Raw genomic sequence first — 16,864 nt, 5'->3', positions numbered from 1 at the left:
TCTTACCGCAGCTTGAGCGTCGAAAGGCCGAGCATGGCGAGCCCGACGGCGATGATCCAGAAGCGGATCACCACCTGGCTTTCCGTCCATCCCAGTTTTTCGAAGTGGTGGTGGATCGGCGCCATCAGGAACACCCGCCGCCCGGTCATCTTGAAGAAACCGACCTGGATGATGACCGAGAGCGTCTCTATCACGAAGAGGCCGCCGATGATCGCCATGACGATCTCATGCTTGGTTGCGACCGCAACCGAACCGATGAGGCCGCCGAGCGCCAGCGAGCCGGTGTCTCCCATGAAGATCGCGGCCGGCGGCGCGTTGAACCAGAGGAAACCGAGCCCCGCGCCGATCACCGCACCGAGGATCACGGCGAGCTCTCCCGTGCCGGGCACGAAATTGATCTGCAGATAGTTTGCGAAGACGGCGTTGCCCGAAAGATAAGCGATGACGCCGAATGAGGCGGCAGCGATCATCACCGGCACGATGGCGAGGCCGTCCAGCCCGTCCGTGAGATTGACCGCATTACCGGCCGCTACGATGACGAACCCGCCGAACAACATGAAAAAGATGCCGAGATCGATCAGGAAGTCCTTGAAGAAGGGAAAGGCGATCGACGAGCCGAGGGTCGGATTGGCGGATTGCCCGGTGGCAAGCGCCACGCGCATCATGAAGAAGACCGCGATCGCGGCGATCACGAACTCGATGCCGAGACGAGCCTTGCCGGAAAACCCCTTGTCGCTCTGCTTGGTGACCTTGAGATAGTCGTCATAAAAGCCGATGGCCCCGAAACCGAGGGTCACCAGCAGCGTCGCGACGACGTAGACGTTGGAAAGATCAGACCACAGCAGCGCCCCGCCGACGATGCCGGTCAGGATCATCAGGCCGCCCATGGTCGGCGTGCCGGCTTTCTTGAAATGGGTCTGCGGACCATCCGCCCGAATCGGCTGACCTTTTCCCTGGCGAATGCGAAGGGAGGCGATCATCCGGGGGCCAAAGAGGAAAACGATGAGGGCCGAGGTAAAAAGGGCGCCACCGGTGCGGAAGGTGATGTAGCGAAAGAGATTGAAGAATTGAAAGCTATCCGCCAGTTGCACAAGCCAGATCAGCATGAAGGCCCTTTCTCGAAGCCGTTTTAATGTTGGCGCTCCGTGTCGGAAAATGCCGGATAGTTGTCAAGCAGCGCCGCAACGATCTTGCCGAAACCGAGACCGAGCGACGATTTGACCATCACCACGTCTCCGGGAATGACCGAACGGACGATAAAATCCACAAGCTCCGCCGTGGTCGGGCGGTATTCCACATGAACGCTCTCGGGAAGCGCGTCTTTGAGCGCAGCCATTTCCGCGCCGGCGAGCCAGACATGCTCGATACCGGCAGCGAGCAGCGGCCCCGCCAGATCCTCGTGGACGCGGGCGGAATGTTCACCCATCTCCAGCATATCGCCGAGTACCGCGATTCTCCGGCCGGTAAGCTCCGGCTCGGTTGCCGCAAGCAGGGCTATGGCCGCCCGCATGGATGCGGGGTTCGCATTGTAACTTTCGTCGATCAGCGTCAGATGTCCTTCGCCGATACCCAGGCGATGCCGCTCTCCCCGGCCCTTGACCGGCCTCAGTTGCTCGAGCGCTTCCGCGGCCTTCGCCATGTCGGCGCCGACCAGCATGGCCGCACCGAGCGCCGCCATCGCATTTTCGGCGATATGACGACCGGGAGCTCCGATATGGACCTCCATGGTGTCGCCGGAAATCGTGGCCCAGACGGTCGAGCTTTCGGCATTCCCGTCGAAATCCGCCAGCCGGAAATCGGCCTTGGCATGCTGGCCGAAAGTATAGATGCGCGCGATCCCCGCCTCCTGGGCGGCCTTTTCCAAGAAGCCGAATTGCTTGTTGTCACGGTTGAGGACGGCCGCCCCGCCCGCTTCGATACCTTCGAAGATCTCGGCCTTGGCGGCAGCAATCTCCTCCAGGTTATTGAAATGGCCGAGATGGGCGGCGGCGATGGTCGTGACGATCGCCACGTGAGGACGCACCATCTTCACCAAGGGGCGGATTTCATCCGGGTGATTCATGCCGATCTCGAAGACGCCGTAGTCGGTGTCCGCGGGCATGCGGGCGAGCGTCAAAGGCACGCCCCAGTGATTGTTGAAGGATGCGACCGCCGCATGCACCTTGCCGGACGGAGCAAGCACATGGCGCAGCATCTCCTTGGTCGTCGTCTTACCGACCGAGCCCGTGATCGCCACGATATGCGCGCGGCTGCGCTCCCTTGCCGCGATCGCCAGTTTGCCGAGCGCCGCGAGCACGTCCTCCACGACAATCATCGGCACGATGATGCGGCCAAGCGCCGGCAGTTTGCCTTCGCTGACGACGATCAGGGATGCGCCGTTTGCCACCGCGATGCTTGCGAAATCATGGCCGTCGACCCGATCGCCCTTGATGGCAAAAAACGCCTCACCCGCGCCGATCGATCGGCTGTCTATCGAAATTCCGGTGATTCCGGCAGGCAACGAGCCAACCGGACGGCCATCCATGATGGCCGCCATCTCCTCAGAGGTCCACAACCAGCTCATGGTTTCAGCTCCTCCAGTGCCTTGCGTACTTCGACATGATCCGAAAACGGCAGGACTGTGCTGCCGATCGTCTGGCCCTCCTCATGGCCCTTGCCGGCCACGATCAGCGTGTCGCCCGAATGCAGCATGCCTATGGCGTGGCGGATCGCTTCCGCCCGGTCGCCGATCTCGATGGCACCGGGCGCGGCCGCCATGATCTCCGACCGGATGACCTCAGGAACCTCGGAACGCGGATTGTCGTCGGTGACGATGACGACATCGGCCAGCCGGGTCGCCACCTCGCCCATGATCGGCCGCTTTCCCTTGTCGCGGTCTCCACCGCAGCCGAAGACCACGATCACACGGCCCGTGGTGAACGGCCGAACGGAGGCCAGCACATTTTCCAGGGCATCCGGCTTATGGGCATAATCGACATAGGCAAGCGCCCCGTCTGCGGTATGTCCGACCAGCTCGAGCCGCCCGGAAGCGCCCTGCAGTTTCTCGAGCGCGGCAAAAGCGACCGAGGCCGGAACCCCGGTGGAGATCGCAAGTCCTGCCGCCACCAGGGCGTTCGCAACCTGGAAATCGCCGGCAAGCGGGATATCCACCTCGAAGATATCGTCGCCGAGGTGCACTTCCGCCATCTGTTTGTGTCGGAAATGCTCGACCCGCTTCAGGCTGAGATAATCTCCTTTGCGGCCGACCGTGCGCACATCCAAGCCGGCAGCCCTGGCCACCCGGACCGCCTCGTCCGACCAGGCATCGTCCGACCAGGCATCGTCGGCGAAGATGACCGCCGGCGCGCCTTTCGGCAGCAGCGTATCGAACAGGCGCATCTTCGCCGCCATGTAGCTTTCGACCGTCGGATGGTAATCCATGTGGTCGCGGCCGAGATTGGTGAACGCACCCGCAGAAAGACGCACACCGTCGAGACGGCTCTGGTCGAGACCGTGGCTGGATGCCTCCATCGCCGCGTGGGTGACGCCCTCGGACGCCAGTTCGGCAAGAAGCGCCTGGAGCTCGATGGGATCGGGTGTCGTCAGCGAGCCATAAATGTTGCGGAGCGGGGAAATGACGCCGGTGGTGCCGATCTGGGCGGCGGCAAGACCGGCATGCGCCCATATCTGGCGCGTGAAGGAAGCAACGGATGTCTTGCCGGCCGTGCCGGTCACCGCCACCATGGTCTTCGGCTGCGCACCGTAGAAGCGCGCGGCGGCAAGCGCCAGAAGCCTACGGGGATTGGCAACGGAAAGCACCGGAATGCCGATATCGCTGGCATGGGCGGAAAGCACTACCGCAGCACCACGTGCTGCCGCATCGCCGATATAGGACGCGCCGTCCGCCTTGCTGCCGGCCAGCGCGGCAAACAGCATGCCCGGTTTGATCTTGCGACTATCCGAGGAAAGACCGGTGATGTCGATATCGCCGACCGGCCCCGAAAGCGAACCGGCTATTTCGGGGAAATCCTGTCCGGCAAGGTCTCGCAATTTCATCGGCTGCACTTCCATTTTCCCAGCGGAGAAACCGCTCACCCGCGAATCGTCCGCTAACTTTGTTATCTCCTAATAAGACACAAGCAGGGCAGAACCGTCATCGCCGAATTTGGGCTTTACACCGAGAATAGCACCCGAACGGCTGATGATGTCGTGCGCCATCGGAGCCGCGGAGGTACCGGCAAGTGCCGCGCCGTTGCCCTTGTCGGTCTTCGGTTCGTCGATGAAGGTCAGCACGACATATTGCGGATTGTCGATCGGAAAGGCGGCAAGGAAGGCGTTGAAGTTCTTGTCGTGGACATAGCGGCCATTGACGACCTTGTCCGCCGTGCCGGTCTTTCCACCGACGTTGAAGCCTTCGACGCGAGCGTTCCTGCCCGACCCCTTGATGCCGTTCCAATGAAACAGATAGCGCATCCCATCACTGGTGGATGGCTTGAGTACCTGAGTGGCGACGAGATCGGCCTGCTCACGCGTGCGCGGCAGGAAGGTCGGCTCGACCAGCTTGCCGCCATTGACCAGGGCCGCACCGGCAACCGCCGTCTGCAGAGGCGTAGTCGAAACCCCGTGGCCGAAGGAGATCGTAATGGAGTTGATCTTCTTCCAGGTTCGCGGCTGGCTCGGCTGGGCCACTTCCGGCAACTCGGTCTGCATCTTGCTGAGCAGGCCGATCTTGGTCAAGAATTCCTTGTGCCCCTCGATGCCGACGACGTCCGCCATTTTCGCGGTGCCGATGTTGGAGGAGTACTGAAAGACTTCCGGAACGGTCAGGAACCGGCCCTTGCCGTGGAAATCCTTGATGGTGAAGCCGCCGATGCGGATCGGATATCGCGCATCGAAGCTGTCGTTCATGTTCACCTTGCCGGAATCGAGCGCCATGGCGATCGTGAACGCCTTGAAGGTGGACCCCATTTCGAACGTGCCGTTCGACATGCGGTTCAACCATCCCTCCTCCGCGCCCGCGGCCGGGTTGTTGGGGTCGTAATCCGGCGCGGACGCCATGGCGAGGACCTCGCCGGTATGAACGTCGAGCACGACCGCACCGGCGCCAATCGCCTTGAACTTGTCGATCGAGGACATGATGACTTCGCGCACGATCGCCTGGACGCGCAGGTCGATCGAAAGCTTCACCGGCTCCAGCGGCTGGTCCGAGGTCATGCCGACGGCTGCAAGGTCGGCAAGCCCCTGGCTGTCGACGTAACGCTCCATGCCCGCCACGCCGCGGTTATCGATGTTGACGTGCCCAACCACATGCGCCGCGGTCGCTCCGCCCGGATAGAAGCGCCGCTTTTCCGGCCGGAAGCCGATACCGGGAATGCCGAGCGCGAGAATCTGGCTCTGCTGCTTCGGCGTGAGCTGACGGCGCAGCCATTGGAAGCGCGAATTGCTCCTGAGTTTGGAGTAGATGGATTTGGCGTCCAGATCCGGCAGGACCGTGGAAAGCTTTTCGATCACCTCGTCCGCATCGACGATCTTGTGCGGCTCGGCAAACAGCGAGACCGTGCGGATATCGGTGGCCAGTACCTCACCGTTGCGGTCGAGGAGATCCGGACGCGAGGCCATCAGCCGGTCTGCGGGCAGGATGCTCGACGTCGTTTCAGGTTCGGTGAGGCCGTACTGCACCAAGCGGCCGCCGATGATGCAATAGAAGGCGGCAAACCCTAGGATCATGAGGCCGACGCGGTTCTTCGCTTGGGCAGCCTTCCGCTTGCGTGTTCCCTCGAAGGAAGAACCGGTTTCGGCCGGACGCCGTCCGCGTCCACCGGCGGAAAAATGCGCCCGGCTCTTCAAGACCATGATGCGGGAGAGGAAAGACATCAGCGATTCACCGATCCGGTTGAGATGATATCGACGGGGAAGCCACCGCGCGGCAACGGCACCGGTATGCGCGGCTGGGGAGCGGATTTGGCGGCGGCGTCAACGCCCTTGATGGCTGCCGCCACTTCGCCGCCGGCGCTGGCGATCAGGTCTTCGATCGTGGTTTCAGGCTGCGGAAGCTGCGATCGCGGCATGGGCAGTTCCGCAGGCATGGCCAGTTGCGTCGGCTGGGTGGGCACGAGCTGCAATTCGGAACCATAGACATTGACGAGGCGATGCAGCCGATTGGGCTGGGTCAGCAATGCCCAATCCGCTTTCAGGAGATCGATAGTGTCCTTTTCCAGCCTGATTTCGGTCTCCAGCCGGCGAACCTCCGCCAGCTTCTCGTCGGCGCGGTGCTTGATCGTATAGGTGACCACGGCTGCCGCCGTCATGACACCGATAAGAACGAGATCGAAGCTTCTGAGCATGGTTCAGGCCCCCATCTTTGCAAGGCTGGCGAGGTCGGGAAGATCGAAGATGGAAAAATCGGCAGCACGGGCCGCAGCCGCGGTGCGGATGCCGGCGCGCAGCTTTGCTGAGCGGGCGCGCGGATTGATCTCCGCCTCCGCTTCGCTGGCCGCAACCGGAGACTTGCCGACCGGTTCGAAGATCGCGGGCTTTTCCTCGACCATGGGCATGTGCCGGGACCCGGAGGCGCGGCCGGAGCGATCGGCGAAGAACTTCTTGACGATCCGGTCTTCCAGCGAATGGAAGGTAACGACCACGAGACGCCCGCCCGGCTTCAGCGCCTGCTCGGCGGCGAACAGCGCCTCGGCGAGTTCGCCAAGCTCATCGTTGACGAAGATGCGCAGCGCCTGAAACACCCGCGTCGCGGGATGAATCTTGTCCTTGGCCTTGCGCGGATTGACGCTCTCGATGAGGTTGGCGAGATCCCGGGTGGTCGCAAACGGCTCGCTTGCCCGGCGCTTCTCGATAGCGCGGGCAATACGGCCGGCCTGCCGCTCCTCGCCCAGAAAGCCGAAGATGCGGGTCAGGTCGCCGGACTTGGCGCGATTGACCACGTCCGCCGCAGATACGCCTGACGCCGACATACGCATGTCGAGCGGGCCGTTCCTCTGGAATGAGAAACCGCGCTCCGCTTCGTCGATCTGCATGGAGGAAACGCCGATATCGAGCACCACTCCATCAAGCCCGCCATCCGGCGCGAAGCTTGCAAGTTCGGAGAACTGCGAATGATGAAGGGATAACCGTCCGCCATGGGCGGCAATCATGGACTGCCCCGCCGAGATCGCCGTGGGATCGCGATCGAGCGCGATCACCTCTGCTCCGGCGGCGAGAATGGCCGCGGTATAACCGCCGGCGCCGAAAGTGCCATCGAGGATGATCTTGCCCGGCGCAGGCTCCAGCGCCTCCAGAACTTCTTTCAAGAGAACCGGAATGTGGCGAACCGGTCCGCCATCGGCATCGGTTGTTCCGCCGCCTGGATTCGCCGCCATTCCGCTCCCCTGTATTACGCGGGAGGCAGACCGAAGCGCCCCTCCCTTGCCGCCGCCTGCGCGTCCAAGAACGCCTGCGGCCGCCATAGCTGAAAATGATCCGAGCGCCCGACGAAGGTAATCTCCGAAGTGATTCCCGTGAAGTCCCGGATGAAATCCGTGACCATCAACCGGCCTTCCGCATCGAGCCTCATGAAGACGCCGCCGCCATGCACGAGCAGCGACATCCGGTTCGCTTCCGGCGAAAACGGATCGAAAGCCGCGATCTGCCGTTCGTAGCGATCGAGCAGATCCGGACCTCCGACGCTGATCGCCGGATAGACGAAATCCTGGAGACAGTAGAGCTCCTGGATTTCGCGCGCCACCAGCACGGAACGAAAGCTCGCGGGCACGGAGACCCGTCCCTTGGCATCGATCCTGTTGGTCGCATTCGACAAGAAGCGGTTCATAACGCCCGACGTCCGCCCCTACCCTTCCGACGGCGAACAAGCGCCCGTCAGTACACATTGAACCAGACGGAGCCCCACCCTCCGAGCAGGCATGCGCCCACCCGGCCGAAAAGCCGGAACTCCTTGATTTCCGGGCGCTCAAGCGCCCCTGTTCAGTACACTTTTGGGATAACATGGGACCATATGGGCGTCAATGGGAAGCAGCCCGGCAAGCGGGCCGCAACGGTATTTATTTATGAGCTGTTAAGTTTAACAAAGGATTAGCGAGGGCTTCCAAGAAGCCACCTCATCAGGCCTTTTCAACCCACCTGAAAAGCCCCGAAAATATCCTGAAATCCCCACGAAACAGGCCACTCCAAATCGGCTCAGCGCCCGGAGGACGCCAAGCTTCGGGCCCTTTCGAGCCGGATGTCTCATAAAGGATTAGAAGAGCCAGTCGGCCTGTAAGCCGGGTTCTGTATGGCTCCGATGCAAGCACCGGAACGTGGCAGCCATTCATCTGGGACGATGCTTGCACACCGCCTCACGCAACCCACCCGGATGACTGGCCCAGAAACCGGCTGTAGACGCGCTTTCGCACGTCCCTCGTCATCCCTATTCGGTCTTGCTCCCGGTGGGGTTTACCGTGCCGCCTCTGTTGCCAGAGGCGCGGTGGGCTCTTACCCCACCCTTTCACCCTTACCCCGCCATTTCGGCCGCTCGACGAGCGGTGGAAAAAGCGGGGCGGTCTGCTTTCTGTGGCACTTTCCCTAGGGTCGCCCCCGCCGGATGTTATCCGGCACCGTGTTTCCGTGGAGCCCGGACTTTCCTCACCTCACCGCCTTTCGGCATTGGTGAAGCGCGGCTGCCCGGCCGACTGGCAAGCGGTACATAATGGAGATGCGCCCGGATTGCCACCACAATTGCCTCGAATTTCAGAGGAAATCAGCTTTGAAATCCGTTTGATAAGCTTCGTCCTCGATCCTGCCGCGGAAAATCAGCTCGGCACCCAGCCGGCCGATCTCGTCGGAACTCTTGGCGGCGGTACCGCATCCCCCGCTCAGGACGCCGATGCGATCGGACTTCGTCATGGAGATCGCCGGATAGTTAGTCGGCGTGAACGAGGTCACGCAGGCGGCCATCGAGGTGCGGGAAAGGTCGAGCTTCGGCATCAGCCGGCCCATGATTTCGGTCAGGTGCCGGTGGGTGCTCGCCCGCCCGCCGGAACGAAACCAGGCCCGCACCTCCGGCTCAGTCGAAAGCAGAAGGTCGTCCGGATCGCCGCCGATCTTCAGATAGATCCTGCCATCCGGATAGCGCACCGGCGGCAGCAGATAGATGCCGTCCTCGCCCTCGTGCCATTTCCAGATGAGCGACGGCGTCCCGCCCCAGAACTCCATCGCGGCCTCGTCCACCTCATAGAAGGCGACCGTGCGCGCATAAACCTTCAGATCAAGACGCGCGCCCAAGAGATTCTCATTGATGGAGAATCCGCCGGCGGCGACCAGCACCTTCTCCGCCGAATAGACAGCGCCCTCGACGGTCGTGACGACTACTCGGCCCGCCTCCTGGCGAACGGAGGAAACAGTCTCGGAAATGATCGCCGTCCCCTGCCGTCCCGCAAGCAGGGCCTGCGCCTTCACCAGCCGGCGCGGATTGATGTGGCCGGCGTTCCGCGCTTCCCAGACGCCTTCGCTTTCCGCGGGAAAGGAGAAATAGGGAAATCGCCGCGCGAGATCGGCATCACCGAGCATCTCGGTCGAAACGCCAAGACCATTTGCGGCGTCGAGCACCTTTCCGACATAGGAAGGTGCTGCGGTTCGCTTCGGGCCGACGACCAGGCAGCCGGCCTCGGAATAGAAATTCACGCCGCTTTCGCGCGCGATCTCGTCATAGCGGGCGATAGAGCGGTTGGCGAGCAGCGCCCAGACGGGATCGGGATCGATCGTCCGGGTGATGCGAGCCTCGTCGTAATGGCTGGCGAAGACGCCCTGATGCGTCTTGTAGTCGGCCGGCTCGCCCGGACCGATCAGGGCGACGCCGTCGGTCCATTGCGACAGGTGCCGCGCTGCGGCCGCTCCCATCATTCCCCGCCCGATGACGATGTATTTGTAGTCGGTCGCCATTTCCCAATCCCACCTCATCGAAACGCCGGCGCAAGCCGGCTGCCGAAATCGCTTTCCGGAATCTCACCGTCCCGTAGGAGAACGGCACCCAATCGCCCCAACTCATCGGAGGATTTCGCGGCGACGAAATTGCCGCCCGTCAGCACCGCAATGCGCCGCGACTGCGTATAACCGATATAGGGATGGCTGGATGGCGTGAAGCTTGCGACGCAAGGAGCCGAGGTGACCGGGCGACCGGCAAGCGCCGGCATCAGCTTTTCCGCGATTGCCGCGAGCTTCTCCCGTTCGACGGAATCGCCCTCCGAGTGGAACCAGGAAACGATGTCCTCGAGCCGCTCGAAGCTCCGGGATTCCGTATCCCCGCCGAGCTTGAGATAGGTCCTTCCATCCGGATAGCGCACGGGAGGAAGGATGTAGACGTGATCCTCGTCCGTTTCGCCGAAGACGATCGTCGACGGCATGCTGCCGAAAATCGCCGCCTCCCGATCGCCAAGCTCGTAGAAAACGACGGTGCGCGGCGCGACGCGCATATCGACCGGGCGCGGCAGCAAACCATTGAAATTGGTGAAGGCGCCGGCCGCGACCAGCACTTTCTCCGCCGTATGGATTTCATCCCCGCAGATCACCTCGACATGCGATCCCGCGTCACGCACCGAGGTCACGGTCGCATCGATGAGGGTCGCCCCATTGCCGGCGGCAAGCTTGGCCTGAGCCTTGATCAGGGCGCGCGGATTGATGTGCCCTGCCCTGCGATGCTCATAGAAGCCTGCAAGGTGCGGGGCGAAGGAAAATTGCGGAAAGCGCGACTGGAGATCGGATGGCGCGATCTCCTCGACCTCGAGGCCGAGCGTATCGCTGACGTCGAGAGCACGCCGCAGGTAATCCGTGGGGCGTTTCGGCTCCGGGCCGGCGAAGAGACATCCCGCTTCGGTATAAAAGCGAATGCCGCTCTCCTCTTCGATTGCGGCATATCGATCGAGCGAGCGGGCCGCAAACGTTCCCCAGGCGAGGTCGCCATCAAACGTGCGGGTGATGCGAGCCTCGTCGTAATGGCTCGCGAAGACCCCGTCATGACCCAGGCGGTCTTCTGGTTCCGGCGGACCGATGAGAGCCGCGCCATCGGTCCATTGCGACAGGTGCCGCGCGGCGGCCGCTCCCATCATTCCCCGCCCGATGATGATATATTTGAACCGCGCCGCCATGCCTGTCCTCTTCGGCGGAAAACCGCTTTCCGCCGAAGTACTTCTATCCGTTTCCGGAATCAAAATGCCAGAGACAAAGAGGCGCAGCTACGTTTCGGAAATCCGTCAGGACGCGAGAAACGCCTGAACTTTCCCGCAATAGCGCTTGGAAACCGGGTTCATGCGCTTGGCGCCGTGGCCGGCATTATATTTCAGGATGGTGCCGCAGATCTTTCCGCCGCCGAGCTCATGGGCGGCAGCCAGATATTTCATCCCGAACTTGATATTGGTCTCGGGATCGTAAAGCCCCGTCGCCGAGCCGCCATAGCCCATCATGCGCGCGGTGGCCGGCTTGATCTGCATGAGACCGATCTCTCCCGCGCTGCCGCGGGCCTTCGGATTGAAGTTGCTTTCGATCCGCACCACAGCGTGGGCGAGACCGACAGGAACCCCGTATGTCTTGGCGTATTTGGAGATCAGGCTGGAATAGGGATGAACAGAAAAGCGGCCTGGAGAAGGATAGCCTGCGGTACGTGTCTGGGTTTGCAGCGTTACGGTTTTCCTCTTCGCGGCGCCCTCCCCGGCAAACGAAGCTCCGGGAGCGGACACAAGCATTCCAATGCTTGCCGCGACGGCAATAATCACTCTTTTCATTCTTGAAGAATTCTCCGGACCGCAAAGGGACGCAGCAGCCATCGCGCTGCGCCGAGAAGCGCAACGTCAGATTGACGGCATGTCTGCTGGGAACGTCCCCGCCTGTTGACATTTACGGGCGACGACCCCGTCGATCGCCACCGTTTGATGCCCAGTTTTTAAAGGGTTCATTAAGGAAATCATGTGGCACTGCGAAACTTTTTCGCCGCGCCTATGGAACCTGGCCTTCCAGCGGGGCGTCAGCCAGGGTTGTATTTCGACAGCGAAGACAGGAGCCGGTGCAGCGTGTCTATCGTGGAAATATCGGCGATTCCATCGACGCGCGCCGGGCGGAAATGCCGCTGAAACGCCTCCACGGCGCCCTTTGTCCTGTCGCAGAATTCCCCTGTAACATCAACGTCGTAGCCATAAAGCGACAGCATGGACTGCAGTGCCTCGACCGGTTGCCCGCTTTCGCCACGTTGAAAGAAGCGGCCTCCGCCCACCGGCGCCGGCTCGACCCAGTGACCGACCCCCTGCCGATGCAGTTCGTCCCAGGGGAAATTTTCCCCCGGATCGACCTTGCGAATGGGCGCGACATCGGAGTGCGCAAGCACCCTTTCCGGCGCTATGGACCACCGATCGACACAGTTCCGACACAATTCGACGACCGCCGCGATCTGGGCTTCCGGGAAAGCCGGAAGGCCTCCCGGATGCCCGGCATTGGCGATTTCGATGCCGATGGACCGGGAATTGACGTCCGTTTCCCCCGCCCAGAAGCTTTTGCCCGCATGCCAGGCGCGGCGCGCTTCGGGCACGAGCTGCAGCACCTGCCCGTCCTGATGGACGAAATAGTGACAGGAAACCTGGCTACGCTCGTTGCATAGCCAGGAGAGCGCCTGATCGTCGTCCGGCATTCCGGTATAATGCAGGACAAGTATATCCGGCCCGCAGCCACTCACGCGTTCACCGTGGTTCGGCGACGGCATTGCCGACGCGCCTTCATAGTCAACGGTGAAGGAGGTCATGCAGCGCGGCGCTCTTTCGCGATCGCGGCATAGGCGGCGTTGAGGGCAGCCATACGCTCGTTGGCGGCGGCATGCAGCGCCACCGGAACGCCACGGGCAATCAGCCGGTCGGGATGATGCTCCGAGACCAGCAGCCGATAGCGCTTGCGGATTTCCGTGAAATCGTCATCCGGGGAAACGCCGAGGACAAGATAGGGATCCCGACCGTCCATATGCACATGACGAGCCATGATCCGGCGGAAATGCATTTCGTCTATGCGGAATATCTCCGCGATGCGGCCAAGGAAGACCAGTTCCTTCTCATGCACCAGTCCATCCGCCTTGGCGATATGGAACAGACCGTCCACGACATTCTCCAGCATCGGGCAGTTTTCCGAGGCTCCCGAACCGCAGAGATTGGCGAGCTTGTTGGCATAGGCTTCATAGCCGGCGACGTCCTGCCGGGCGAGATTGTAGAGGCGGGCGACATTGCGCGCCTCCTCGTCGGGGAAGTCGAATATCTGCTGAAACGCCCTGACCTCAGCCTCGGTCACGATGCCGTCCGCCTTTGCCATCTTGGCGGAGAGCGCGATGATGGCAACCGAGAACGACACCTGCCGGCGCGTTTCCGGATCGCCTTCGAAAAGGGTCCGGATGGCCTCCACGACCCGACCGAGCACGCTGCCCGCGGCGTCGCCGATGGCGCCGAGAAGCCGTTCCCAGAGGGAGGAGATATGCAGGCAGGTGAAATCGAAAAACATTCCCCTAAATGACCAGATTAGCAGGGTAATTGCAAGGAGTCCGACGTACCGCGGAAGATTAAACTATGTTCATGTTTTCCGAACAATCCGCCAGCCAAGCCGCTTGCGCAGTTGCCTCTCAACTGTCGAGAATGCTCGGCGTTCCCCCCTTCGCCCGTGGCGGATCGACGCCGGCGATGGTGATTGTGCTTTTCCACAGCCACGCCTCACGAGAGGGTCTGAATTGAAACGATTATATTCGCCTTGAGACCTGACCGGTGCCGGAAATGCCCGTTTTTCTTGAGAAATTCACTTTACAGGAGCCTGTTCCCTGTCGCATCCATTCCCATCCCGATCGAATGAGTGAAGCTTCATAAGGAGGAAAACGATGGCGAAACAGAAAGTGGCAATGCTGACCGCGGGTGGCCTCGCACCTTGCCTTTCCTCTGCCGTAGGTGGTCTCATCGGGCGCTATACGGATGTCGCGCCGGAACTCGATATCATCGCCTATCGCTCCGGCTATCAGGGCGTGTTGCTCGGAGACCGGATCGATATCACGCCCGACATGCGGGAGAAGGCGTACCTTCTGCATCGCTACGGTGGTTCCCCCATCGGCAACAGCCGCGTGAAGCTCACCAACACCGCCGACTGCGTGAAGCGCGGCCTGGTGAAGGAGGGCGAGAACCCATTGAGAGTGGCGGCCGAGAGGCTTGCCGCCGATGGCGTCACCATCCTTCATACGATCGGCGGGGACGACACCAACACCACCGCCGCCGATCTGGCGGCCTATCTCGGCGCCAACGGCTACAATCTCACGGTCGTCGGTCTTCCGAAGACGGTCGACAACGATGTCGTGCCGATCCGTCAGTCGCTCGGCGCCTGGACGGCGGCGGAAATCGGAGCGCATTTCTTCGACAACGTCTCCAACGAACAGAGCGCTGCCCCTCGCACACTTGTGATCCATGAAGTGATGGGTCGGCACTGCGGATGGCTGACCGCGGCGACTGCTCGTGCCTATATTCAGAAGACGAAAGGCAACGAGTATGTCGAAGGCTTCATGATGAATACGGCTCTGAAGAACATCGACGGCGTCTATTTGCCGGAGACGGCCTTCGATCTGGAAGGCGAAGCCGAGCGCCTCAAGGCGATCATGGACCAGCGCGGCTTCGTAACCCTGTTCGTTTCCGAAGGCGCCGGCCTCGACGCCATCGTCGCCGAGCGGGAAGCAGCCGGTGAGACGGTCAAGCGCGATGCCTTCGGGCACGTGAAGATCGACACCATCAATGTCGGGAACTGGTTCCAGAAGCAGTTTGCCAGCCTTATCGGCGCCGAACGCTCCATGGTCCAGAAATCCGGCTACTTCGCCCGCTCCGCGCCGGCCAATTCCGACGACCTGCGTCTCATCCAGAGCATGGTCGATCTTGCGGTGGAAAGTGCCCTGAACAAGGTCTCCGGCGTTACCGGACACGACGAGGACCAGAACGGAAAGCTCCGCACCATCGAATTCCCGCGAATCAAGGGTGGAAAACATTTCGATCTATCGGCAAAATGGTTTGCAGAAATGATGGACTTCGTCGGCCAGCCTTTCCAGGCGGCCTGAGGCAAGGCGGGTGATCGGGCCGGGTCCGACGCCCTGGAGGAAAAGGAATGACGGCTGAAACCTGGTTCGCTTTTGTCGCGACCTCCATACTTCTCGCCGCGCTTCCGAGTCCCCTCGCCTGTCTTACCGCCGGCTATGCTCTACAGCGTAGCCGGGCAACGGCCATCGCGACGATACCGGGCGTCAGCCTCGGCCTGACAACCGCCTTCCTGATCGCGACGGTGCCGCTCGGCCTGCTCGCCATCGTCCTGCCGCGCGTCATGGACGTATTGTCATGGGTCGGCGCCGCCTACCTGATGCTTTACGTGCTCTGGTCGTTTCAGGATCCGAAAATCGTCGGACCGATCGCGGACAACGACAATCTTCCGGAAAAGCGCCTCGCCCGGGTATTCGCCTGTCTCTTCGGCAAGAGCGTATTCGGACCGCGCTACATCATCCTGTTCTCGGTTTTTCTTCCACAGTTTCTCGATCCTTCACAGCCCGTCATTCCCCAGGTTCTGCAAATGCAGGCCGCCTTTCTCGCCTGCGCCGCGCTCGGAGCGACCATTCACGTGCTGTTTCCGCGTCGGACGCTGAACCGCATGCGTCGCCCTGCCCGCTTCACTCCCGCCTCTCGCAAGCTGCGGACGCAATTCATCTCCAGGCGCGCGGTCAGCGCCGGTTATCGTCGGATCGCCGCGTGAACGGCACCGTCTTGCCCGGCAATGCCCAATAGGTTAATGAAAACATTCGTTCGGAGGCGTGTTGGGCGGGCGGGACAACCAATTTCATGAAAGCGACCCCATGGCGATAAACCGGTTCTTCGGCCGCAAGGCGGCGGTGGCCTTTGCCGTATCGACGACGCTTGCGGGTTGCTCCAGCGTCGAGCCTGCAAAGGAAACGAAGCTTTCGGCGGCCGAGACTGCGGCCCCGGCCCAGGGCTCCGATCAGCCCTCGGCCCAGTCAGCGGAAACCGCCGGCAAGCCGCCGGAAGGACCGCAGAGCGCGGTACTCGCCAAGACCGGCCGCCTTCAAATCGCAGTCCCATCGAACGAAACCGTAGCCATTGCCCAGGCCGCCGCCATGGCCTCGCCTGAAATGGCGCCGCAAGTCGCCTTTGCCGCCGATCCGGTCCCGCCCACAGCCCCTGCGGCTGCCGCGCCTCTGCAGACCGCGGCGCTCACCCCGACAACCTCAACCAAAACCGCACGGATTACCCAAGCCGTGGCCAATGGAGAAATATCGCCGGCCGCAGCTCAGGCGGTTGCCCCAGACGAAGAAGAACTGACGCCGGACATGGCCGTCCTGCAGAGCGCCATCCCGACGCCGCGGCCCGACACGACGACGCTCGCCTATGCCGCCGGCCCGAAGGCGGTGGCAGCGATATCCGCTCTCGAATCCGCCAAGGATTTCCCGCCCGCACCGGGCGACCCGTTGCCGACAACGGCCTCCGATAGCCCGCCGGAGCTTGCCAAGCTCATCAGGCGCTATGCCGGCATATACGGCGTTCCCGAATCGCTGATCCATCGCGTCGTTCATCGCGAAAGCCGCTACGATCCCAAGGCCTATCACAAGAACGGTTACTGGGGCCTCATGCAGATCAGCTATCCGACCGCAAAATCCATGGGCTATCAAGGCCCGCCGCAAGGCCTGCTGGATGCCGAGACCAATCTGAAATACGCGGTCAAATACTTGCGCGGCGCCTGGCTCGTTGCCGACAACAGCAACGACAACGCCATCCGCCTCTATGCCCGGGGCTATTATTACGATGCGAAGCGTCGCGGCATGCTGCACGTTCTGGAGAAATAGGGGCGGCGG

At 62.0% G+C, this 16,864-nt stretch carries 15 protein-coding genes and 1 other RNA gene; 3 read left to right on the top strand and 13 right to left on the bottom strand.

Going from position 1 to position 16,864, the window contains the following annotated elements; genetic code table 11:
* Positions 1-2: 2 nt before the first annotated feature.
* The 13 genes from mraY to ACE04I_RS24325 all read right to left on the bottom strand — a co-directional run bounded on the left by mraY (position 3) and on the right by ACE04I_RS24325 (position 13,488).
* A complete protein-coding gene (gene mraY, locus ACE04I_RS24385) occupies positions 3-1,106 on the bottom strand; it encodes a phospho-N-acetylmuramoyl-pentapeptide-transferase (protein WP_046795222.1) in 1,104 nt (367 codons plus the stop codon).
* Between the two features lie 23 nt (positions 1,107-1,129).
* Positions 1,130-2,563 carry a UDP-N-acetylmuramoylalanyl-D-glutamyl-2,6-diaminopimelate--D-alanyl-D-alanine ligase gene (locus ACE04I_RS24380; RefSeq protein ID WP_046795223.1) on the bottom strand — a complete coding sequence of 478 codons (1,434 nt, stop codon included), beginning with the start codon at positions 2,561-2,563 and terminating at the stop codon, positions 1,130-1,132.
* Entirely contained in the window at positions 2,560-4,035 is a 1,476-nt protein-coding gene (locus ACE04I_RS24375; protein WP_046795224.1) for a UDP-N-acetylmuramoyl-L-alanyl-D-glutamate--2,6-diaminopimelate ligase, read from the bottom strand. The genes ACE04I_RS24380 and ACE04I_RS24375 overlap by 4 nt, the downstream gene beginning before the upstream one ends.
* Positions 4,036-4,104: 69 nt before the next feature.
* Positions 4,105-5,853, bottom strand: coding sequence for a peptidoglycan D,D-transpeptidase FtsI family protein (locus ACE04I_RS24370; RefSeq protein WP_046795225.1), 1,749 nt, complete (start codon positions 5,851-5,853; stop codon positions 4,105-4,107).
* Positions 5,853-6,323 (bottom strand): cell division protein FtsL, encoded by a 471-nt coding sequence (ftsL, locus tag ACE04I_RS24365; protein WP_046795226.1) that lies wholly within the window; start codon positions 6,321-6,323, stop codon positions 5,853-5,855. The genes ACE04I_RS24370 and ftsL overlap by 1 nt, the downstream gene beginning before the upstream one ends.
* Positions 6,324-6,326: 3 nt before the next feature.
* A complete protein-coding gene (gene rsmH, locus ACE04I_RS24360) occupies positions 6,327-7,352 on the bottom strand; it encodes a 16S rRNA (cytosine(1402)-N(4))-methyltransferase RsmH (RefSeq protein WP_046795227.1) in 1,026 nt (341 codons plus the stop codon).
* Positions 7,353-7,366: 14 nt separating this feature from the next.
* Positions 7,367-7,801 carry a division/cell wall cluster transcriptional repressor MraZ gene (gene mraZ / locus ACE04I_RS24355; protein WP_046795228.1) on the bottom strand — a complete coding sequence of 145 codons (435 nt, stop codon included), beginning with the start codon at positions 7,799-7,801 and terminating at the stop codon, positions 7,367-7,369.
* Positions 7,802-8,229: 428 nt separating this feature from the next.
* Positions 8,230-8,661, bottom strand: an RNA gene (gene rnpB, locus ACE04I_RS24350) — RNase P RNA component class A.
* Positions 8,662-8,715: 54 nt separating this feature from the next.
* Positions 8,716-9,906: an FAD-dependent oxidoreductase gene (locus ACE04I_RS24345; protein ID WP_046795541.1), complete on the bottom strand. Its 1,191-nt coding sequence runs from the start codon at positions 9,904-9,906 to the stop codon at positions 8,716-8,718.
* 14 nt (positions 9,907-9,920) lie between these two features.
* Positions 9,921-11,108 (bottom strand): NAD(P)/FAD-dependent oxidoreductase, encoded by a 1,188-nt coding sequence (locus ACE04I_RS24340; protein ID WP_487207661.1) that lies wholly within the window; start codon positions 11,106-11,108, stop codon positions 9,921-9,923.
* 105 nt (positions 11,109-11,213) lie between these two features.
* A complete protein-coding gene (locus tag ACE04I_RS24335) occupies positions 11,214-11,741 on the bottom strand; it encodes a lytic transglycosylase domain-containing protein (protein ID WP_046795230.1) in 528 nt (175 codons plus the stop codon).
* 239 nt (positions 11,742-11,980) lie between these two features.
* On the bottom strand, positions 11,981-12,748 hold the full coding sequence (locus ACE04I_RS24330) for an N-acetylmuramoyl-L-alanine amidase (RefSeq protein WP_487207660.1): 768 nt from the start codon (positions 12,746-12,748) through the stop codon (positions 11,981-11,983).
* Positions 12,745-13,488, bottom strand: a complete 744-nt coding sequence (locus ACE04I_RS24325) for a J domain-containing protein (RefSeq protein ID WP_046795232.1) — start codon at positions 13,486-13,488, stop codon at positions 12,745-12,747. Before ACE04I_RS24325 ends, ACE04I_RS24330 begins: the two co-directional genes overlap by 4 nt.
* A 367-nt stretch (positions 13,489-13,855) precedes the next feature.
* Between ACE04I_RS24325 and ACE04I_RS24320 the strand changes: the two genes are divergently transcribed.
* From ACE04I_RS24320 to ACE04I_RS24310, 3 genes are all read left to right on the top strand, one after another.
* Positions 13,856-15,067 carry a pyrophosphate--fructose-6-phosphate 1-phosphotransferase gene (locus ACE04I_RS24320; RefSeq protein WP_046795233.1) on the top strand — a complete coding sequence of 404 codons (1,212 nt, stop codon included), beginning with the start codon at positions 13,856-13,858 and terminating at the stop codon, positions 15,065-15,067.
* 47 nt (positions 15,068-15,114) lie between these two features.
* Positions 15,115-15,750, top strand: coding sequence for a LysE family translocator (locus tag ACE04I_RS24315; RefSeq protein ID WP_046795234.1), 636 nt, complete (start codon positions 15,115-15,117; stop codon positions 15,748-15,750).
* A gap of 100 nt (positions 15,751-15,850) precedes the next feature.
* Positions 15,851-16,855, top strand: a complete 1,005-nt coding sequence (locus tag ACE04I_RS24310; RefSeq protein WP_046795235.1) for a lytic transglycosylase domain-containing protein — start codon at positions 15,851-15,853, stop codon at positions 16,853-16,855.
* Positions 16,856-16,864 lie beyond the last annotated feature (9 nt).

It is taken from the genome of Rhizobium moroccans (assembly GCF_057559155.1).
The sequence above is the reverse complement of the archived record's forward strand: the minus strand, read 5'-3'. Positions and strand labels throughout refer to the sequence as shown.